Below are 20,219 nucleotides of genomic sequence, written 5' to 3'. Positions count from 1 at the left end.
TAGCGCGGTGTCCGGGTGCGTGCCTCGCAAGGCGCCGGCGCGAAGGCAGGCCGGTGGCCTGTCGAGCGTCGGCAACGCCGCGAGGTGCGTGCCCGGGCGCCGCGATAGCAGCGAATTAGCCGCGACAGGCTACTAATCGGCTGCCTGCTCAGCTCAGCCGGAACCGGACCAGCAGTGGCAGATGGTCGGAGTTGAAGCCGTCGAGCAGCTCCTGCGAGTCGAACGCCAGCGTGTCGTCCTCCAGGCAGCGCCGGGCGGCGAAGACGTAGTCGTAAACCCATTGCTCGCCGGTCGCGCGCATCGTCACGGTCGGGCCCAGCGTGCCGAGGGCATCCCAGTTGGAGACCGCCAGCCCGGCGAACGACTCACGTGGACCACCCGGCAGCGGCGCGGCAGCGTCCTGGGCGTGGTCGATGTTGAGGTCGGTGGTGGCGATCGCCCACCGGCCCGGCACCCGCCGCCACATGCCGGCCATGTGGGCCAGGTGCTGTCGTGCCCGCTCGGCCGCGGTCCGGTCACGCCAGCCGCCGGTGCTCCGGTCCTGAGCGCGCGAGGTCACATGAGTGTTGAGCACCGACAGCAGCTGGCCGGAGGCCCGGTGCCGCAGCGTGACCTGGGTGACATGGCGGCCGGGCTTGATCCGGTCGCGCCGCAGCCCCGGCCAGCCCTCGTGCATCTGGGTCTGATCGGTGTCGACGAGCTCGAACAGGTCGTCGCGCCACGAGATCGGCACCTCGGTGGCGGGATCGAAGTACGCCGTGTGCCAGCCGAGCGAGCCGAGCGGCTCCAGCGCCTCGCGGTGGTCGAAAGCCTCCTGCCACCCGATCACGCCGGCGTCGGGGAGCGCCGCCAACCGCGCGGCCTCGGCGGCGACCGAGTCGAGGGTCTGCTTGCGACGGATGTTGTAGGAGATGACGGCGAGCACGCCAAAAGGCGCCGTCGCGGGCGAAGTCATGAGAGGTCGGGTCTCTTCGTCGTCGTGCGGCTGGGTGTCGGAGCCACAAAGTAAAGACCACGACGGCGACCAAGTAAAGAGATCGTTAGGGTTGCCCCCGTGAAGCGAGTGGCGGCGGTGGTGGTGACCTACAACCGGCTGCCATTGCTGCGGCGGCTGCTCGAGCGGCTGGACGCGATCGACGGGCTCGACGAGGTGCTGGTCGTCGACAACGCCTCCACCGACGGCACCGGGGAGTGGCTGGCCGCCTTCGACGACCCCGATGACGAGCACCCCGGCACTCCGGTGCGCGCCCGCACCCTCGCCGACAACACCGGCGGCGCCGGCGGCTTCGCCGAGGGGCTGGCCTGGGCGATGGAGCGCGGCGCCGACCTGGCCTGGCTGATGGACGACGACGGCGTACCAGCTCCGGACTGTCTCCAGCGCCTCCTGGGGCAGGAGGGCTACGACTTCTGGGGTCCCGTCGTGCTGGACGAGAGCGATCCGAGCCGGCTGGTCTTCCCGATCCGGCTGCCCGGCGGCACCAAGGTCGTCCACGACCTCGGCGACGTCGAGAGCGCGGCCGTCGACGGCCGGATCGAGGACATCGTCATCCCGTTCAACGGCGTCCTGGTCACCCGCGAGCTGGTGGCGCGGATCGGGGTGCCGCGGGCGGAGTTCTTCATCTGGGGCGACGACCACGAGTACCGGCTGCGCGCCGAGCGAGCGGGGGCCCGGATCGCGACCGTCGTCGGCGCCCGCTTCCTACACCCCAGTGTCGGCGACCTGGGCACTCCGATGATGTTCGGACAGACCACCTACAACCACAGCCCCAGCGACCTCAAGCACTACTGCATGGCCCGCAACAACCTGGTCAACCTGCGCACCTATCGCGGCCTGCCGCACGCCCTGGCGTTCGTGGTCAAGACGCTGTGGTTCTACCTGTTCACCAAGCCGCGGCCGGGGCGGATCGGGCTCAGCCTGAAAGCCTGGTGGGCGGCGCTGCGCGGCGACTTCACCGGCCACCGGGCCTACCTCCCGGCGTCAGTTTGCGACGGCTCACCGGGATCTGGCCGTCAGTTTGTGACTGCTCACGGGGATTTGGGTGTCAGTTTGCGCCCGGTCGGCGAGGAGAGGGTGGCCGTCGTGGTGGTCACCTACAACCGTGCCGAACTGCTGGCCGGCCTGTTGCGCGGCCTGGCCGAGCTGGAGCGCGCGCCCGACGCGGTGATCGTGGTCGACAACGCCTCCACCGACCACACCGCTCAGGTGCTGGCCGGCAGCAGTCTGCCGGGCCTCCAGGTGATCACCAGCGCGGAGAACCTGGGCGGTGCCGGGGGCTTCCACGCCGGCGTCAGGGCCGCCTACCGGCAGGGCTTCGACCGGATCTGGCTGATGGACGACGACGTCGTGCCCGCGCCCGACTGCCTGAGCGTGCTGATGGCCCAGGATGAGGATTGCCTGATGGCCGTCCGGGAGAGCACCGGGGGAGACCTGGCGGAGTACGCCGCGACCAGGTTCGACCTCGCCAACCCGCTGGCGATCCGGCCCAAGACCGCGAGCGTGGTGACGGCCTACCGAACCAGGGCGGAGATGCCCGAGCGGGTCGAGCTGGAGAATGTCGCCTTCGAGGGCTTCATGATCCGTCGACGGGTGGTCGAGGCGATCGGCCTGCCCGACGAGAGCTTCTTCATCTTCTACGACGACGTCGACTTCGCGCTGCGGGCACGCCGGGCGGGGTTCCGCATCTGGGCGGTGCGCGACGCCCGGCTGATCCGGCAGATCGACTTCAGCCAGCAGCACGACCTGGCCGGCTGGAAGGGCTTCTACATGTACCGCAACCTGTTCGCGGTGCACTTCCGCTACGGCGCCAACCCGGCAGTGCGCGCCAAGCCCTATGCGATCGCGGCGGCGGTCGCCGTGCTCAAGCCGCGTGAGGCCCGCAATGTGATCCGCGCCCTAGCCTCGGCGCGGGGAATGGGGAGCGGGCCACCCTCGTCCGTAGACTGATCCATCGTGTCAACCACTGATCAGCTGCCCGATCTGCTCGTCGTCGGCTCGGGCTTCTTCGGACTCACCGTCGCCGAGCGCGTCGCGACCGAGCTCGGCAAGCGCGTGCTCATCCTGGAGCGCCGCTCGCACCTGGGCGGCAATGCCTACAGCGAGCGCGAGCCCGAGACCGGCATCGAGGTGCACAAGTACGGCGCCCACCTCTTCCACACCTCCAACGAGCGGGTCTGGGAGTACGTCAACCGGTTCACGACCTTCACCGACTACCGGCACCGGGTCTTCGGGAAGTACCAGGGGCAGGTCTACTCGCTGCCGATGAACCTGGGCCTGATCAACCAGTTCTTCGGCAAGTCCCACACTCCCGAGGAGGCCCGCGCGCTGATCGCCGAGCAGTCCAGCGAGATCAGGACCGAGGACGCCACCAACCTCGAGGAGAAGGCGATCAGCCTGATCGGCCGGCCGCTCTACGAGGCGTTCATCAAGGGCTACACCGCCAAGCAGTGGCAGACCGACCCGACCAAGCTCAGCGCCGACATCATCACCCGGCTGCCGGTCCGCTACACCTTCGACAACCGCTGGTTCAACGACAAGTACGAGGGCCTGCCGACCGACGGTTACACCGCCTGGCTGCAGCGGATGGCCGACCACCCCAATATCGAGGTCCGGCTCGACGTCGACTTCTTGCGCCCCGGAGACTGGGGGAGTGCCGACGACTACAAGGGCAAGGTCCCGATCGTCTACACCGGTCCGGTCGACGAGTATTTCGGCAACGCCGAGGGCCGGCTCTCCTGGCGCACGGTCGACCTCGAGGCGTCGGTCGAGGAGGTCGAGGACTTCCAAGGCACCGGCGTGGTCAACTACAACGACCAGGAGGTGCCCTACACCCGGATCATCGAGTTCAAGCACTTCCACCCCGAGCGCACCCACCTGCCCGGCAAGACCGTCGTCGTCCATGAGTACAGCCGGTTCGCGCAGGAGGGTGACGAGCCCTACTACCCGGTCAACACCGCCGAGGACCGGGCCAAGCTGCTGAAGTACCGTGAGCTGGCCAAGCGCGAGCCGATGGTGCTGTTCGGCGGCCGGCTCGGGACCTACCAGTACCTCGACATGCACATGGCGATCGGCTCGGCCCTGTCGATGTACGACAACAAGATCAAGCCCTACTTTGCCGGAGGCGGGAATATGAACAGCACCGACGGCGCCCCGTTCGCCTCAGGAGGCATCGCAGAGTGACCACGACCCGCGTCCTGCAGCGGCAGATCCTGCCGATCGACCGCGACTTCGACGTCTTCCCGCTCTACGTCGACACCCAGCCCGCCATCCTCGACGCCGACAAGTACGAGGTGGGCTCCAACCGCAACGCCCGCGAGCTCAACGCGGCCACCATGCGGCAGGGCGTCAACACCGGAGACACTCTCCACCCCGACCAGATCGAGTCTCGTACGGCGGTCCGCATCAGGCAGGGGGAGCGGCTCTCCTTCGGCACCTACTTCAACGCCTTCCCGGCGTCGTACTGGCGGCGCTGGTCGGTCGTCAAGGAGGTGACGCTCACGGTCCGCGTCAAGGGTGCCGGGGCCAGCCTCACCGTCTACAAGTCCAATGCGGTGGGCCGCTCGCAGCGCGTCGACGCCGCCGAGAACGGCACCGAGTCCGGCGAGGTCCGGTCTCACGCCTTCGAGCTCACCCTGACGCCCTTCGTCGACGGCGGCTGGTACTGGTACAACGTCGTCGCCGGCGACGAGGACGCCGTCGTGGAGTCCGCGACCTGGACCGCCGAGGTCCCCGACGAACTCGGCCAGCACAACACCACCGACATCGCCATCACTACCCACAACCTGCCCGACTTCTGCGCCAAGCTGCTCGGCCAGCTCTCCGACGAGGACCTGCTGCCCTACCTCGACACCGTCTTCGTGATGGACCAGGGCACCAAGCACGTCACCGCGAGTGAGTTCTTCGCGGACGCGGAGAAGGGCCTGCAGGGCAAGCTCAAGGTCATCGAACAGGGCAACCTGGGTGGCTCGGGCGGCTATGCCCGCGGCGAGCTGGAGTCGGTGCGCAAGGGCACCGCCACCTACTTGTTGCAGATGGACGACGACGTCGTCTGCGAGCCCGAGGGCATCATCCGGGCGGTGACCTTCGGCGACCTGTGTCGTCGGCCGACCCTAGTGGGCGGCCACATGTTCAACATCTACGCCCGCAGCCGGCTGCACTCCTTCGGCGAGATCGTGCAGCCGTGGCGGTTCTGGTGGCAGTCCGCGCCGGGCGTCTTCGTCGACTGGGACTTCTCGGCCCGCAACCTGCGCTCGACCCGCTGGCTGCACCAGCGCGTCGACGTCGACTACAACGGCTGGTTCATGTGCCTGATCCCGCGCCAGGTGCTCGAGGAGATCGGCCTGTCACTGCCGCTGTTCATCAAGTGGGACGACTCCGAATACGGCCTGCGTGCCAAGGCGGCCGGCTACCCGACGGTGTCCTTCCCCGGTGCAGCGGTGTGGCACGTGCCGTGGACCGACAAGAACGACGCGGTCGACTGGCAGGCCTACTTCCACCTGCGCAACCGCTTCATCGCCGCGCTGCTGCACTCGGTCTATCCCAAGGGCGGCCGGATGGTGCGCGAGAGCCTCAACCACCAGATCGCCCACCTGGTCTCGATGCAATACTCCACGGCCGAGCTGCGGCTGCAGGCGCTCGAGGACGTCCTCAAGGGGCCCGAGCACCTGCACGGGATGCTGGCGACCCGACTGGCGGAGGTCAACGCCTTCCGCAAGCAGTTCAGCGACGCGCAGTTGGAGGCCGACCGCGAGGCCTTCCCCGCCGTACGACGCACCAAGCCGCCTCGCAAGGGCCGCGACGGCACCGAGGTGCCGAGCCGGCTCAAGCTGCTGATGAGCGCGGGCCTGATGCCGCTACGGCAGGCCAAGCCGGTCCGGTCGCTGGCACGGCAGTATCCCGAGGCCGAGATCCCCGCGGCCGACGCCAAGTGGTACCGCATCGCTCGCTACGACTCGGCGGTCGTCTCGATGAACGACGGCACCTCGGCGGCGCTCTACCAGCGCGACCCGGTTAGGTTCCGCGACCTGATGAAGCGGACGCTGGCCGTCCACGAGCGCTACCGTCGGGAGTGGCCGGAGCTGGCCAAGCGCTACCGGGAGGCGCTGCCGCAGATCACCTCGCCCGAGGCCTGGGAGGAGACCTTCCGGCCGTGGATCGAGCAGGACGCCGCGCAAGGGGAGGACTGAATCCATGACTGACGCGCAGGCGAGCCCGGCGACCCGGCCGGCGCGGCCCGCGGCCATCGAGGAGCCGCGGAAGGTGCGGGTGGTCGACGCCGAGCTGGCGCCGCCGTCGGCCAACCAGGGCCTGATGGAGGTGTTCCGGCGCCGCTACCTGCTGCGGCTGCTGGTGCGCCGCGAGCTCCGGGGGCGCTACGAGGGCTCCTTCCTGGGTTTCATGTGGTCCTATATCAACCCGCTGAGCCAGTTCTTCACCTACTGGTTCGTGATGGGCAGGGTCCTCGGCCTGCACGACAGCGTGCCTAACTTCGCGGTCCACATCTTCTCGGCGATGATCGTGGCCCACTTCTTCACCGAGACGTGGGGCTCGGGCACCCGCTCACTGGTCTCCAACAAGTCGCTGCTGCGCAAGATGGCGATGCCACGGGAGATGTTCCCGGTGGCGGCCATGCTGGTGTCGTTCTTCCACGTGGTGCCGCAGGTGGTCATCCTGCTGGCCGCCTGCCTGCTGATGGGCTGGACGCCGTCGCTGCTGGCCGTCGGGGCGCTGGCGCTGGCGCTGTCGCTGTCGATGGTGTTCGGCACCGCGATGGCGCTGCTGTTCAGCACCGCCAACGTGTTCTTCCGCGACTTCGGCAGTGTGGTCAGCATCCTCAACCACTTCCTGCGCTTCGGCATCCCGATGCTCTACTCCTACTCGTATATCGCGAACACGTTGCCCAGTTGGGCCGAGGAGCTCTATCTCGCCAACCCGGTGACTCAGGCGGTGCTGCTGATGCAGAAGGCCTTCTGGCTGCCGACGCTGAGCGAGCGGGACACCTGGGCCAAGGACCCGCTCACCGGCCACTATCTCTTCGACGAGCAGGGCCACCACGTCCTGACCGTGATCATGCCCGGCCACCTCTTCGAGCGCGGGCTGCTGGTGCTGCTCGGCTCGCTGCTGGTGCTGGTCTTCGCCCAGTGGGTCTTCGCCGTCACCGAGCGGAAGGTTCCGGAGCGACTGTGAGCGTGTCGATCAAGGTGGAGCATGCGTCGAAGAGGTTCACGATGCGCTACCAGAAGACCTTCAAGAAGATGACCGTCGCGATGCTGCGCGGCGAGGACGTCTCCAACACCTTCATGGCCGTCGACGACGTCTCCTTCGAGATCGAGCAAGGCCAGTCGGTGGGCCTGATGGGACTCAACGGCTCCGGCAAGTCCACCCTGCTCAAGCTCATCAACGGCACCATGCGCCCCGACCGGGGGACGGTGCTGACCAGGGGTCGGATCGCCGGCCTGATCGCCACCGGCGCCGGCTTCCACCCGCAGCTCTCGGGTCGCGACAATATCTATCTCAACGCCGCGATCATGGGGATGACCGAGAAGGAGACCAATCGGCGGTTCGACGAGATCGTCGAGTTCGCCGACGTCGGCAAGCATCTCGACGCACCGGTGGGCAACTACTCCTCGGGCATGAACTCCCGGCTCGGCTTCGCGGTGGCCGTCCACGTCGACTGCGACATCTTCCTGGCCGACGAGGTGCTGGCGGTCGGCGACAAGCCGTTCAAGCAGAAGTGCATGGAGAAGATGCAGGAGGTCCGCGACAGCGGCGTCACCATCCTCTACGTCAGCCACGCCGCCGGTTCGGTGCGCAAGATGTGCGACCGGGTGCTGGTGCTCGAACAGGGCAAGCTCGGCTTCGACGGCGAGGTGCGTGAGGGCATCCGCTACGTGAAGTACGACGACCCGGAGCCCGACGAGGATCCGGCCGGCGGCAAGGACGCGCTCTCCGTCGTCGACGAGGAGCTCGGCGCGGACATCTGAGAGCGCCCCGACTCCGGGCACCTGACCTTCTGCACGCCTTTCTCGGCGTGTCGCGTGCAGAACGTCAGGTGCCCGAGTCAATTGCGGCCCAACCCCGAAATACAACGATGTAATTTTACCTTAATCTCCGAATGATCGGCGTGTCGAGTAGAAATTACAGTCTTGTAGTTACTCGCGAACCCTTCACAAACGTCTGTGACTGATGTGAAAGTTGAGCCCTCGTGTGACTCTTCCCCGCACACCTGGAGCCCTTCATGCATCCCCATCAGTCGCGCTTCGTCGCCTTCTGCCAGCAGTTGCTGGTGCTGGGCGTCGTTGCCGCAGTCCTGGTCCCCGCGGCCACCATCGTCAGCCTCGACGTCGTCCGCGAGCGGCCGGGCGGCGACACCTCCGGTGCCGCCTCGGCCGACTCCACCGCCGCGGCACTGGCCGCCTACGCCTCGGTTGCCGACAAGCCGTCGGTGGTCCCGGCGGGCGAGGTCGACGTCAAGCTCCACGAGTTCGCACTGACCCCCGCCAAGAGCACGAGCACGACCGGCAGCCACGCCACCACCGCGGCGTACGTCGGGGAGCAGGCCGTCTACGCGACCACGGTGGCCGACGAGACGACCGGCACCACCACCATCGTCAGTGACCCCCAGGAGGTGACCGGCTTCGGCACCGTGGGCGTCACCTGGGCCAGCGACGAGCAGATCGCCGAGGGCGACATCAGCATCCAGGTCCGCACCCAGACCGACGGCGACTGGGACGAGTGGCAAGACCTCGACTACCACGGCGACCACGCCCCCGACCCGGACACGACCGAGGCGGACGACGCCCGTCCCGGCACCGACGAGGCGCTGGTCGGCCACGTCGACCAGGTGCAGGTCAAGGCCGAGGTGAAGAGCAGCGAGGTCCCCGACGACCTCAAGCTCGCCGTGATCGACCCCGGCAACGCGACCGGCACCACGGTGGAGTCCCCGGACATCGACACCAGCGAGCTGCCGGTCATCCCCGACGCGGTCCCCGACGACAGCGGCGACCTGCTCGACACCGAGTCCAGCGAGGACGCCGACCCGGCAGCCGACACCGACGCAGACTCGGGCAGCACCGATGGGCTGATGCTCGCCGCGGCGACCACGGTCACCAAGCCCTACATCTACAGCCGCGCCCAGTGGGGCGCCAACGAGAAGCTGCGCGAGCAGACCGAGCCGTCCTACGGCACTATCCACGGCGGCTTCGTGCACCACACAGTCAACGCCAACGACTACACCGCCGCCGAGGTGCCCGCGATCATCCGCAGCATCTACGCCTACCACGTCAAGAGCCGCGGCTGGCGCGACATCGGCTACAACTTCCTCATCGACAAGTTCGGCCGCATCTGGGAGGGCCGGTACGGCGGCGTGGACCGCGCCGTCGTCGGCGCCCACACCGAGAACTACAACTCCGACTCCTTCGGCGCCTCGGCGATCGGCAACTTCGACATCGCCGAGCCGCCGCAGGAGGTGGTCGGGGCGTTCGGGTCGCTGTTCGCGTGGAAGCTCTCCCTGCACGGCGTCTCGGCCGCGGCCACCAATGTCACGATCGGCAAGACGGTCTTCGCCTCCTCGATCATGGGCCACCGCGACACCAAGGCGACCGCCTGCCCGGGCAAGTACCTCTACGCCCGCATCCCGGACATCCGCCGGATCGCCGCCTCGGCGCAGAGCGGCTGGACGTTCACGGCCAAGGACAGCGACCTGACCGGAACCGTCCACCCGGACCTGATCGCCCGCCGGGCCAGCGACGGCCTCGGCGTGATCATCCCGACCACCGGCAAAAGCGGGTTCGCCGGCAAGGCCACCATGTCCTACAGCGCCAAGAACGCCGTCGTGCTCTCGCCCGACCTCACCGGCGACGGCCGGGCCGACCTGGTCGTGGTCGCCAAGACCGGCAAGAACAAGGGCAAGCTGGTGGTGCGGCCGGGCACCGGCAACGGCGGCTTCGGCAAGGGCATCGCGGCCAACAAGAAGCAGCAGCGGGGCCGCAACCTGCTCGCCGCCGTCGGCGACGTCAACGGCGACGGCCACGCCGACCTGTTCTCCCGCGCGGCGACGGGCAAGAAGAAGGGCACCGCCGCGATCTGGCTGGGCAAGGGCGACGGCAGGTTCGAGAAGCAGAGCCTGAAGTCGAAGGTCTTCGGCGGCTACGACCTGGTCACCGCGGCCGGCGACGTCGACGGCGACGGCCTCGCCGACCTGATCGCCCGCGACAAGTCGGGGACGCTGTGGCTCCACCCCGGCAAGGGCAATGGCGGCTTCCCGACCCGGCGCTCGTTGTCCGGCGCCTGGGGCGGGTACGACGCCATCATCGCCGGCGACTTCACCCGCGACGGGATCGTCGACCTGCTGGTCCGCGGCGCCAAGACCTCGGTGACCAAGGTGCGCCGCGGCAACGGCGACGGCAGCTTCGCCGCCGGCGGAGCGCCGTACCGCTCGCTGAAGAAGCAGCAGCGGCTGCTCGGCGCCGCCAACGTCTTCGGTGACGACCTGCCCGACGTGCTCGCCGTCAACGACGGCAAGCTGGCCGTCATCAAGCACACCGGCGGCACCGACCTCGGCACCCCCGTCGTCACCAACCTCGACTTGCGCAGTGCCGACCTGGTGCTCAACGCCGGCGACTGGAACGGCGACGGCCACGGCGATGTGATCTACCGCCAGGGCGACGGGCTCCTCCTCGCCCTCGGCGACGGCAACGGCAGCTTCGGCTCACCCGCCCAGTTGGGCAGCGGCTTCGGCGCGGCGCAGCTGATCGCCGCGGTGGGCGACCTGTCCGGCGACGGCAAGCCCGACGTCATGGCACAGACCGCTACCGGGGTGATGCTCTATCCCGGCAACGGGCAGACCGGCTTCGACACCCCGTTCGTCATGTACAGCTCGATCGGCGGCAGCAGCTCGATCGCGGCCGGCAAGTGGGACGCCGACGGTGCCCCCGACGTGCTGGTCCGCAACGGCAACTCGCTCTTCCTCTACCCCAGCAACGGCCCGGGGGGCCTGATGGCACCGCGTCAGCTCAACGTCGACCTCTCGCCTTACGACTGGGTGGTGGGCGTCGGCTCGCTGGCCGTCACCGGCCACCCCGACCTGGTTGTCCGCAATCCGAAGACCGGTGGCCTCTACGCCCTCAAGGGCGCCGGTGACGGCTCGATCGCCGGGAAGCCGCGGGCGCTCGGCTTCGGATTCGGAGGCTACGACCTGGCGGGGTGACGCCAGCGGGAGCGCCTGGTCAGTCCGGCCCCTCGAATCGGGCAGTGCCGAAGCGGTCCGTGACCCGCTCGACGGCAGCGATCGTCTCGAGCCGGCCGGGATCGGCGTGGCTGACCAGGACGACCGAGCCGCCCGTTGCGAGCGGCTCGGTGAAGGAGGCGAGCCCCGGTGGGGAAGCCGGGTTCGCCACCGACAGGAGGCGGCCGCCGTGAGTCTGGGGAAGGACTCCGGCGGTCGCCTCCCACAGCTGTGCCTGGGTGAGCCGCAGCCCGGCCAGCGCGACCGCGGGGTCCTCGTCCGAGGGCGGATCCCAGGGGCGGAAGGAGTCGGGTTGCGACCAGACTTCCACACCCAGATCGAGCACGCCGGCCGGCAGCGGCTCGCGGAAGCGCACCCCGAGCGGCGCCAGCGCGGTGGCGACCACCGGCCCGCCGCCGTACCCGTCCCAGCGGGCCAGTCCGTCCGGACCGGTCACCACGGCGTCCGGCGTATCGGTGTCGGAGACCACCAGCCCGCCGTTCCAGGCCGCGCCGAGCAGCACCGGCGTCAGCCAGTGCACCGGCAGGTCGACCCGCAAGGTGTCGCCCCGCGCTAGGTCGAGCTCGTCGAGCAGCAGCGAGGAGACCTTGGCCACCCAGTTGGCGTAGGTGGCGACGGAGAGCTCGACCCGCTCACCGGTCGCCTCGTCGTAGAAGGTCACGAGCGGGCGGCCGGAGTCGGTGCGGAGCAGGCGGTCGAGTACGGCGGCGAAGACGGTCACGCTGCCATCCTGCCGTGTCGTCGTGGCCGGCCCGTCGCCCGGCATCGCCTACCCTCGTGCCCATGGCGATCGGGAAGCTGAGCATCGACAACTTCTGGGCGGTCATCCCCGCCGGCGGCTCCGGCACCAGGCTGTGGCCGCTGTCGCGCTCGACCGCGCCCAAGTTCCTGCGCGACCTGACCGGCAGCGGTCGCTCCCTGCTGCAGGAGACCTACGACCGGCTCGAGGCCCTGGTCGACGACCGCTTCCTGGTCGTGACCGGCGCCGTGCACGAGAGCGCGGTGCTGGAGCAGCTCCCCGGCCTGGCCGGCGGCGGCCTGCTCGCCGAGCCCACCCCGCGCGACTCGATGGCGGCGATCGGGCTGGCGGCCGCCGTGCTGGAGCTGCGCGACCCCGACGCGGTGATGGGCTCCTTCGCCGCCGACCACGTCATCACCCGCGCCGAGAGGTTCACCGAGGCGGTCCGTACCGCCGTGAGCGTGGCCCGGGAGGACTGGCTGGTGACCATCGGCATCCAGCCCACCTTCGCCTCCTCGGCCTACGGCTACATCCACTCCGCAGCGCCGCTCGCCGGCCACCCAGGCGTGGCGCTGGTGGACAGCTTCGTGGAGAAGCCCTCCGCCGAGGCGGCACAGGGCTATCTCGACGCCGGCGGCTACCGCTGGAACGCCGGCATGTTCGTCGTCAGGCCGACCGTGCTGCTGGACCTGCTGGCCGCCTGGGACGCCGACTTCGCCGAGAAGCTGCGGGCCATCGCCGCCAAGCCCGAGCTGATCGACGGCCTGTGGCCCACGCTGCCCAAGATCCCGCTCGACAATGCCGTAGCCGAGCCGGCGGCGGCCGCCGGCCGGGTCGCAATGGTCCCCGGCGGCTTCGGTTGGGACGACGTCGGCGACTTCGACTCGCTCGCCGCGCTGCTCGACGCGGCGCTGACCGTCGACAATGACGGGCCGACCGTGCTCGGCGACGCCAGCCTGGTGAAGTCGATCGATTCCAGCGGGCTGGTGGTGCCCTACAGCGGCCGCACCATCGCGGTGGTCGGCCTTGAGGACGTCGTCGTCGTCGACACCCCCGACGCGGTCCTGGTGACCACCCGGGCCCACGCCCAGCACGTCAAGCAGCTGGTCGCCGGCCTGCAGAAGGACGGCGCCGCCGGCCTTACCTGAGAGGGCGGCGCCGCCGGCCTCACATCGCCGCGGGCTCGGAGCTGTCCGTGTAGGGGTGGTTCTTCATGAACGTCTTGAAGGCCGCGCCGGAGACCTCCGAGCAGTACTGGTAGATCCCGACGGCGTCGGGAGCAGTCTCTCCCTCGGCGAGAGTGAGCTTGTCGATATAGGTCTGATCCACCGACCAGTGGGTGAAGGCGATGTGCTGGCCGTCGGGGAAGGTCGAGCCGACCTCCTCCGCGTCGCTGGCCAGCCACGGCACCACCAGCATCTTGTAGCGGAAGTTGGAGTCGCCGGGGAACTTGGCGGCGATGGCGCGCAGCTCCGACATCTCGTCGGCGTCCTGGGCGACCGTCTCGTCGTACCAGATGATGTTGTAGCCGTGCTCGGAGTTGTGGACGATCTGCTCCAGCTCCGGCCGGTCCTCGGTCCCGTAGAACTTCTTCGCCATCGGCAGCGGCGCGACGCCCGACTCGTTCCAGTGGTTGCCGGTGGCCGGCGGGGCGTGGTTGTAGGTCACCTGGGTGCCGGTCGCCACGTGGGTGGAGCCCTCGGAGGCCTCGTAGGACTCCTCGCCGCAGACGGAGGCCGCCGCGCCGATGTCAGCCAGGTTGACGGCGTCGAACTGACGCTCGTCCCACCAGTCCTTGACCGGCTGGTAGGCGGCCGCGCCGACGATGAGGATCGCGATCAGGGTGCAGACGCCGACGATGGCGTAGCCGCGCCGCTTCTCGGCGCCCTTCTGCTTCTTGCGGATGTCGTCGATGACCGCCCGGCGGTTGTTCTGGGCGGCGGTCTTCTTGGCCACGAGTCGTGCGTCCTTGCCTGTGGTCGTGCGTGCTCTGCCCCTGATGTCGCCGGGGATGTCGCGCAGAGTCTACGGAGTCACCGGACGCAGTCGTAAAAGTCGGTCCGGATCTTTAGAAAGTTCCCAGCCGAAGGCGAAGGCCAAGGTCGTCAGCTTGGCGAGTACGTCGGCCTCGCCGGCGGGCACCCTCACCTCGTCCTGAGCCACCTCGACGGCCAGGCCGGTCACTGTCGCTATCGCCTCGGCAAGGTCTGCGGCGGCCGCCGGGGCGCCGAACGGCCGCCGGTCGGCGACGTCGCCGGCCAGCGCCCGGACTACGGCCTCCCGGGCGCCGTACCCGAAGAAGTCGGCGCCCTCGCCGCGCACCAGCGCGCCGGCGCCCGGGCCGTCCTCGCCGGCCGGGAGCACCAGGTCGCCGCGTCCGCGCAGGACGGCGAACGGCCGGGCGCCGAGCTTGCCCTGGGCCAGCTCGGCCGCCGAGGCGATCTCGTCGGCGACGGCCGGCGCGGTGACGGCCAGCTGGTTGCCGTAGGCGTCGGTGCGTCCGGCGAAGGAGTCGAGCACCCGCAGGCCGGCGGCGCCGATGGCGATGTCGGTCTGCCCCTCCCGCCAGGCCCGGCCGGCGGTGTCGGTGACGACCACGGCGACGTTGACGCCGGCCGCGGTCGCGATCGCGGCGCGGATCCGCCGAGCGCTCTCGTCGGGTCGCTCCGGCAGCAGCAGCACCGTGCCCGCCGCGACATTGGAGGCGTCGATGCCGGCCGCCGCCATGGTGAGGCCGAGCCGGTTGCGCACGATCCGGACGTGACCGCGCCGGGCCACCACCCGGACCGTCTCACCGGGCAGTTCCTGCTCGCGGGTGGAGGCCCGGGCGCGGCCCTCCGCCTTGCTGACCACCTTGCTGGTGACGGCCACGATGTCGCCGTCGCGCAGCGCGGTCGTCTCGGGAGCCGCGTGCACCGCGGCCAGCAGGATCTCGGCGAGGTCGTCGCCCTCGCCGACCTCGCCGACGCCGTCCGGCGCCCAGACCGTGATCAAGCGACCAGGCCGATCGCGGCGGCGGCCATCGCGGCGGTGGCCTCCTCGTCCCGCATCCACAGGGGTACCGCGGCCGCGCGCAGGCCGGCCTCGGTCAACCGCGACACCGAGCTCTCGTCGGCGGAGTCGACCAGCCAGCCGTCGATCACCCCACCGCCGGTGCGGGCGCCGTAGTGCAGGCCCACGCCGGCCGCGCTCACCTCGACGCCGATCGAGGCGAGCATCTGCTCGGCCATGCCGCGCACATGATGGCCGCCGATGATGGGGGAGATGCCCACCACCGGCGCCGCCGTCTTGGCGACCGCGTCCCGGATGCCCGGCACGCCCAGGATCGTGCCGACCGAGACCACCGGATTGGACGGCGGCAGCACCACCAGGTCGGCCGCGTCGATCGCGTCGAGCACCCCCGGCGCGGGCGTGGCGTCCTCCAGCCCGACCGCGACCACGACCTCGGCGGGGACCTCGGCATGGAGCCGCACCCAGTACTCCTGGAAGTGGACCACCGTGCGGCCGCTGGGGGAGTCGGGGTCGGCGACGGCGACGTGGGTCTCGACCCGGTCGTCGGTCATCGGGAGCAGGCGTACGCCGGGCTCCCAGCGTCGGCACAGCGCCTCGGTGACCGCCGAGAGCGGATAGCCGGCCTCCAGCATCTGGGTGCGCACTAGATGCGTCGCGACGTCGCGGTCGCCGAGGCCGAACCAGGTCGGCTCCACGCCGTACGCCTCGAGCTCGGCCTTGACGCTCCAGGTCTCCTCGGTGCGGCCCCAGCCGCGCTGGTGGTCCAGGCCGCCGCCGAGGGTGTACATCACCGTGTCGAGGTCGGGGCAGACCTTGAGGCCGTGCAGCCAGATGTCGTCCGCGGTGTTGGCGATGACGGTGATCTCGGCGTCCGGAGCCACCCCGGGGAGCGTGCCGTGGCGGACGCCGTACCGCAGGCCCTGGATGAACTTGGCGCCGCCGTGGCCACCGGAGAGCACCGTTATCTTGCGCATGAGCCCATCGTCCCCCATCGACCGAACGGGCTGCCCGGTGGGCCTTGTACCAGAACCCGGGCTTGACTTGTGGGTACGACAGGCATGTAATTCCAACAGTGTTGTTTCCCGGTGCTGCGTGTCGCACCGGGAAGGAGTGGGAGCACTGGGTCACCAAAGTCCACCACCCAAGGATCCACCACCCAAGAATCCACCACAGAGGGTCGAAAGGTCGGATGACGTGAGAGAGCTATTTCTCCTCGGGCCGGACGCCGACGACGGAGGCTGGCAGGAGCGTGCGCTGTGCGCCCAGACCGACCCGGAGGCGTTCTTCCCCGAGAAGGGCGGCTCGACGCGCGAAGCGAAGAAGGTCTGCCAGACCTGCGAGGTTCGCGACGAGTGCCTCGAGTCCGCACTGATGAACGACGAGCGCTTCGGCATCTGGGGCGGCCTCTCCGAGAGGGAGCGCCGCAAGCTCAAGAAGCGCGCAGTCTGAGCCGAGGATGACGAGCCCCTTCATCCTGGACTGCGACGCCGGCATCGACGACGCGATGGCGATCCTGCTGCTGCTCTCCGAGCCCGGCGTCGACGTGGTGGCCATCACCAACACCTTCGGCAACGTCGACGTTCACCAAGCGACGGCGAACACCCTGGCCCTCCTCGAGCTCGCGGGCCGCTGCGAGGTTCCGGTCTCGACCGGCGCCGAGCATCCGCTGCGGGGCGACTTCGACGGCGGAGCGCTCTTCGTCCACGGCAGCAACGGCCTCGGCGGTGTCACCCTTCCGCCGGGGTCGGCCGCGCCGACCGGGGAACACGCCGCGCAGACCATCGCCCGGCTCGCCCGCCACCATGCCGGCGAGCTGAACCTGATCTGCACCGGCCCGCTGACCAATGTCGCCCTCGCGCTGGACGCCGAGCCCGACCTTCCGCGGCTCATCCCGCACCTCACGGTGATGGGAGGCGCTGCCATGGTGCCGGGCAACGTCTCCCCGGTCGCCGAGGCCAATATCGGCAACGACCCGGAGGCCGCCGCAGCCGTCTTCGAGGCGCCCTGGAGCATCACCATGGTCGGCCTGGACGTCACCATGGAGCACCTCTTCACCGACGCGGACCGCCGCCGACTGCTCGACGCTCCCGGGCGGACACCGCGCGCGATCGGCGCCATGCTCGACACCTACTTCGCCTTCTACGAGCCGATCCTCGGCTTCCGCGGCTCCGCACTCCACGACCCGATGGCGACCGCCATCGCCACCGGCGCTCTCGCGCCGCTGCTCGCGCCTACGGTCCATGTCAGTGTCGACACCACCGACGGACCCGGGCGCGGCCAGACGATCGCGGACCTACGGGGGTGCTACCGCGGCTACCCCGAACAGGCTGGTGCCCACTGTCGCGTCGTCCTCGACGTCGAGCCGTTCGCGCCGCTGCTGCTCGACCGACTGCTCAGCCTCTAGCCGGCTGTCGTCGTCGGGGACCACCGCCTCGAAGAAGGAGCGACACCATGACCACGGTCGACAAGGGCGCCGCCGGACACGGCCAACGCCAGTACCACATCGGCATCGCCCCCGGCGAGGTCAGCACCGTGGCGCTGCTGCCCGGCGACCCCTTCCGGGTGCCGATGATCGGCGAGTTCCTGACCGACGTCAAAGAGGTCGCGCACAACCGCGAGCATCGCACGCTGACCGGCGTCTACCGGGGCAAGACGATCACCGCCACCTCGACCGGGATGGGCTGCCCGTCGACCGCGATCGCCGTCGAGGAGCTCGCCCGCGTCGGGGTCACCTCCTTCATCCGCGTCGGCAGCTCCGCCGCCGTCCAGCCCGGCGTCGAGCCCGGGGACCTGCTGGTGAGCCACGGGACGCTGCGCAACGACGGCACCACCGCCGCCTACGCGCACCCCGGCTATCCCGCCGTACCCGATCTGGCGATTGCCAGCAGCCTCACCGAGGCCGCCACCCGGATCGCCGCCCGGCACGGCATCAAGGCGCATTCCGGCATCAACGCCAGCGACGACGCCTTCTACGCCGAGACGCCCGCGTGGATCGAGGAGCTGAGCCGGCTGGGCATCCTCAACATCGAGATGGAGAGCTCGGCGCTCTATGTCGTCGCCCGGCTGCGCGGACTGCGTGCCGGCATGATCTGCGCCTGCTCCAGCAACCTTGTCGAGGGCGCCAGCCTCTACGACCACCAGAACACCCAGCTGTACGACGGCTGGGTGCGCAGCATCGAGGCCGCACTGGACACCGCCGTCGCCTTGGATCTGTGATCGTCGCATGTCGATCCACGCTCGCCCCGAGGGAACTCTCCGGCCCGAGACGGCCAGGCTCGTGGTCCTCGGATCCGTCAACATGGACCTGGTCGCCGAGGCGGATCACCTCCCGAGTCCCGGCGAGACCGTCCCCGGCACCGCGTTCTGGACCACGCCCGGGGGCAAGGGAGCCAATCAGGCCATCGCCGCGGCACGAGTCGGCGGCCAGGTCGCCATGGTCGGAGCCCTCGGCCAGGACGCGTTCGCCCGCGACCTGCGCGACCACCTGCGCGACAACGGCGTGGAGATCGCCGGCGTCCGCGACGAGCCGGGCGCCAGCGGCGTCGCCCTGGTCACCCTCGACCGGGCCGGCGAGAACACGATCGTCACCGTGGCCGGGGCCAACGCCGCGCTGACCTCGCTGCAGCCCGCGGACGAGCAGCGGATCCGGGACGCGGACATGCTCATCGCCCAGCTGGAGGTTCCGGTCCAGGTCGTCCTCCAGGCAGCCCGAGTCGCGCACGAGGCGGGTGTGCCGGTGCTGCTCAACCCCTCCCCGGTCACCCAGCACATCCCGCCGGCGCTGTGGGCCTACACCACCATCGTCGTGGTCAACCAGGGCGAGGCCGCGGCCCTCGGCGAGGTCATCGAGCAGGTGCCGCACCGGGTGACCACCCTGGGCGCGGCCGGCATCCGGTACGACGGCCCCGACGACGCCTTCGCGCTGGCCTCGCCCGCCGTCGACGCCGTCGACACCACCGGCGCCGGTGACGCCTTCACCGGCGTCCTGGCGGCGACCTGGAGCCCCTCGACCCCCAGACACGCACTGGAGCGTGCCTGCGCCGCCGGCGCGATCGCCACCACCGTGAAGGGCGCCAGCCAGTCGGGGCTCTCCGCCTCGGCGGTCGAGGAGCTCGTCACCCGCACCTACGGCACTCACCGCCCCGACTGATCACCAGGAGCCGACCATGCCCGAAGACAAGGAACCCACCCCTCAGGACGATGCCAGCCACGAGCGCGAGCTCGGGCGACTCCTCGAGGTCATCGAGAGTGACATCGTCCCGCTGACCCGCGCCGGTGTGGCGGCCGGCAACAAGCTCTTCGGCGCGGCGGTCCTGCTCAAGTCCGACCTCTCCGTCGTCGTCGCGGCCACCAACAACGAGACCGAGAACCCGTTGTGGCACGGCGAGATCCACGCCATCAAGCGGTTCTACGAGCTCGACGCGAGCCCGCGGCCCGCCGACTGCCTCTTCCTCGCCACCCATGAGCCGTGCTCGCTCTGCCTGTCCGGGATCGCCTGGTCCGGCTTCACCAACTTCTCCTACCTGTTCAGCCACCAGGACTCGGCCGACTCCTTCGCCATCCCCTACGACATCGCCATCCTCAAGGCGATCTACGCCGTACCGGACCCCGACCGTGAGACGGCCGACCCCCGCCGTGACCTCTACAACCGCACCAACGCCTACTTCACCTCCACCGACCTGATGCCGCTGGCGCGGGTGCATCAGCCGGACACCCTCGCCCGCCTCACCACGACCTACGCCGAGCTGTCGGCGACCTATCAGTCGCACAAGGGCACCGGCAATATCGCCCTCGGCTAGCCGCGATCAGCAGACACCTCCGAGGGCTTGAACTGGCCACTGGTGGCTGGCTGCGGTGGAAAACTCGACTAGCCGGGGTCTTCGTCCGGATTCGTGATTTCTCTGGTGCCGTGTCGGGTGGTGTGGAATCGGTAGCCGTGGGGGCTGGTCCAGAGATATTCGCCCGGTGATAGTTGGTAATAGGTCCAGCCTGTGCTGTGGGTTTTGATGCGGTGGTGTTGTCGGCATAGCGGGGCGATATTGCTGGCCCTGTTTTGGCCTGGTGGGCCGTCTTTGCGCCATTTCTGGCCGTGGTCCATGTCGCAGGCCTCGGCGGTCCGCTGGCAGTAGGGGAAGACGCATTTGCGGGCGGTCTCGACCACCTGTTCCCGGAGGGTGTCGGTGGCGAACCGGCCTGCTGTGGCTGCCTCGGCGGTCAGGTCGAGG

The 20,219-nt window shown here is 69.7% G+C and carries 18 protein-coding genes; 12 read left to right on the top strand and 6 right to left on the bottom strand.

The genetic code is table 11. From position 1 onward, the window contains the following. Nucleotides 1-148: 148 nt before the first annotated feature. A complete protein-coding gene (locus QM595_RS04425; RefSeq protein WP_415170317.1) occupies nucleotides 149-925 on the bottom strand; it encodes a hypothetical protein in 777 nt (258 codons plus the stop codon). 129 nt (nucleotides 926-1,054) lie between these two features. On the opposite strand from QM595_RS04425, the gene QM595_RS04420 reads away from it, so the two are divergent. From QM595_RS04420 to QM595_RS04395, 6 genes are all read left to right on the top strand, one after another. Then, complete coding sequence (locus tag QM595_RS04420) at nucleotides 1,055-2,944, top strand: glycosyltransferase family 2 protein (protein WP_415170316.1); 1,890 nt, start codon at nucleotides 1,055-1,057, stop codon at nucleotides 2,942-2,944. Nucleotides 2,945-2,950: 6 nt separating this feature from the next. Then, entirely contained in the window at nucleotides 2,951-4,177 is a 1,227-nt protein-coding gene (gene glf, locus QM595_RS04415; protein ID WP_415170315.1) for a UDP-galactopyranose mutase, read from the top strand. Further along, the gene (locus QM595_RS04410) at nucleotides 4,174-6,183 is read left to right on the top strand and encodes a glycosyltransferase (protein ID WP_415170314.1); all 2,010 of its coding nucleotides are present in this window, start codon (nucleotides 4,174-4,176) and stop codon (nucleotides 6,181-6,183) included. Before glf ends, QM595_RS04410 begins: the two co-directional genes overlap by 4 nt. A gap of 4 nt (nucleotides 6,184-6,187) precedes the next feature. Beyond that, the gene (locus QM595_RS04405; protein ID WP_415170313.1) at nucleotides 6,188-7,183 is read left to right on the top strand and encodes an ABC transporter permease; all 996 of its coding nucleotides are present in this window, start codon (nucleotides 6,188-6,190) and stop codon (nucleotides 7,181-7,183) included. 2 nt (nucleotides 7,184-7,185) lie between these two features. Next, nucleotides 7,186-7,980 (top strand): ABC transporter ATP-binding protein, encoded by a 795-nt coding sequence (locus QM595_RS04400; RefSeq protein ID WP_415170312.1) that lies wholly within the window; start codon nucleotides 7,186-7,188, stop codon nucleotides 7,978-7,980. A 254-nt stretch (nucleotides 7,981-8,234) separates the two neighbouring features. Next, nucleotides 8,235-11,204, top strand: a complete 2,970-nt coding sequence (locus tag QM595_RS04395; RefSeq protein WP_415170311.1) for an FG-GAP-like repeat-containing protein — start codon at nucleotides 8,235-8,237, stop codon at nucleotides 11,202-11,204. Nucleotides 11,205-11,223: 19 nt separating this feature from the next. Here QM595_RS04395 and QM595_RS04390 read toward each other — a convergent pair whose 3' ends face one another. Beyond that, nucleotides 11,224-11,964, bottom strand: a complete 741-nt coding sequence (locus QM595_RS04390) for a TIGR03089 family protein (RefSeq protein ID WP_415170310.1) — start codon at nucleotides 11,962-11,964, stop codon at nucleotides 11,224-11,226. Between the two features lie 62 nt (nucleotides 11,965-12,026). Here QM595_RS04390 and QM595_RS04385 point away from each other — a divergent pair, with 62 nt between their 5' ends. Further along, nucleotides 12,027-13,130, top strand: a complete 1,104-nt coding sequence (locus QM595_RS04385) for a mannose-1-phosphate guanylyltransferase (RefSeq protein ID WP_415170309.1) — start codon at nucleotides 12,027-12,029, stop codon at nucleotides 13,128-13,130. A 19-nt stretch (nucleotides 13,131-13,149) separates the two neighbouring features. Here QM595_RS04385 and QM595_RS04380 read toward each other — a convergent pair whose 3' ends face one another. The 3 genes from QM595_RS04380 to cofD form a co-directional block, all read right to left on the bottom strand. Continuing rightward, the gene (locus QM595_RS04380; RefSeq protein WP_415170308.1) at nucleotides 13,150-13,938 is read right to left on the bottom strand and encodes a DUF3105 domain-containing protein; all 789 of its coding nucleotides are present in this window, start codon (nucleotides 13,936-13,938) and stop codon (nucleotides 13,150-13,152) included. Nucleotides 13,939-14,007: 69 nt separating this feature from the next. Beyond that, on the bottom strand, nucleotides 14,008-14,976 hold the full coding sequence (cofE, locus tag QM595_RS04375; RefSeq protein WP_415170307.1) for a coenzyme F420-0:L-glutamate ligase: 969 nt from the start codon (nucleotides 14,974-14,976) through the stop codon (nucleotides 14,008-14,010). Next, nucleotides 14,973-15,968 carry a 2-phospho-L-lactate transferase gene (gene cofD / locus QM595_RS04370; protein WP_415170306.1) on the bottom strand — a complete coding sequence of 332 codons (996 nt, stop codon included), beginning with the start codon at nucleotides 15,966-15,968 and terminating at the stop codon, nucleotides 14,973-14,975. The genes cofE and cofD overlap by 4 nt, the downstream gene beginning before the upstream one ends. Before the next feature lie 220 nt (nucleotides 15,969-16,188). On the opposite strand from cofD, the gene QM595_RS04365 reads away from it, so the two are divergent. From QM595_RS04365 to QM595_RS04345, 5 genes are all read left to right on the top strand, one after another. Continuing rightward, nucleotides 16,189-16,443: a WhiB family transcriptional regulator gene (locus tag QM595_RS04365; protein ID WP_415170305.1), complete on the top strand. Its 255-nt coding sequence runs from the start codon at nucleotides 16,189-16,191 to the stop codon at nucleotides 16,441-16,443. A 7-nt stretch (nucleotides 16,444-16,450) separates the two neighbouring features. Beyond that, a complete protein-coding gene (locus QM595_RS04360; protein WP_415170304.1) occupies nucleotides 16,451-17,398 on the top strand; it encodes a nucleoside hydrolase in 948 nt (315 codons plus the stop codon). 47 nt (nucleotides 17,399-17,445) lie between these two features. Beyond that, a complete protein-coding gene (locus QM595_RS04355) occupies nucleotides 17,446-18,210 on the top strand; it encodes a nucleoside phosphorylase (RefSeq protein ID WP_415170303.1) in 765 nt (254 codons plus the stop codon). Between the two features lie 61 nt (nucleotides 18,211-18,271). Further along, nucleotides 18,272-19,144 carry a ribokinase gene (locus tag QM595_RS04350; RefSeq protein ID WP_415170302.1) on the top strand — a complete coding sequence of 291 codons (873 nt, stop codon included), beginning with the start codon at nucleotides 18,272-18,274 and terminating at the stop codon, nucleotides 19,142-19,144. A gap of 16 nt (nucleotides 19,145-19,160) precedes the next feature. Next, a complete protein-coding gene (locus QM595_RS04345; protein WP_415170301.1) occupies nucleotides 19,161-19,793 on the top strand; it encodes a nucleoside deaminase in 633 nt (210 codons plus the stop codon). Between the two features lie 68 nt (nucleotides 19,794-19,861). Here the strand turns inward: QM595_RS04345 and QM595_RS04340 are convergent. Continuing rightward, nucleotides 19,862-20,219, bottom strand: a 358-nt coding sequence (locus tag QM595_RS04340) for an HNH endonuclease signature motif containing protein (protein WP_415170300.1), incomplete at its 5' end; no start/stop codon positions are given.

Origin of the sequence: Nocardioides sp. (assembly GCF_047607185.1) — a bacterium.
In the GTDB taxonomy this organism is placed as follows: Bacteria; Actinomycetota; Actinomycetes; order Propionibacteriales; family Nocardioidaceae; genus Nocardioides.
The sequence above is the reverse complement of the archived record's forward strand: the minus strand, read 5'-3'. Positions and strand labels throughout refer to the sequence as shown.

Bases quoted from the DNA above. Each gene is read 5' to 3' on its own strand.
- cofD (WP_415170306.1), bottom strand. From the start codon at position 15,968: ATGCGCAAGATAACGGTGCTCTCCGGTGGCCACGGCGGCGCCAAGTTC.
- QM595_RS04405 (WP_415170313.1), top strand. From the start codon at position 6,188: ATGACTGACGCGCAGGCGAGCCCGGCGACCCGGCCGGCGCGGCCCGCG.
- QM595_RS04345 (WP_415170301.1), top strand. From the start codon at position 19,161: ATGCCCGAAGACAAGGAACCCACCCCTCAGGACGATGCCAGCCACGAG.
- QM595_RS04395 (WP_415170311.1), top strand. From the start codon at position 8,235: ATGCATCCCCATCAGTCGCGCTTCGTCGCCTTCTGCCAGCAGTTGCTG.
- QM595_RS04355 (WP_415170303.1), top strand. From the start codon at position 17,446: ATGACCACGGTCGACAAGGGCGCCGCCGGACACGGCCAACGCCAGTAC.
- QM595_RS04385 (WP_415170309.1), top strand. From the start codon at position 12,027: ATGGCGATCGGGAAGCTGAGCATCGACAACTTCTGGGCGGTCATCCCC.
- QM595_RS04360 (WP_415170304.1), top strand. From the start codon at position 16,451: ATGACGAGCCCCTTCATCCTGGACTGCGACGCCGGCATCGACGACGCG.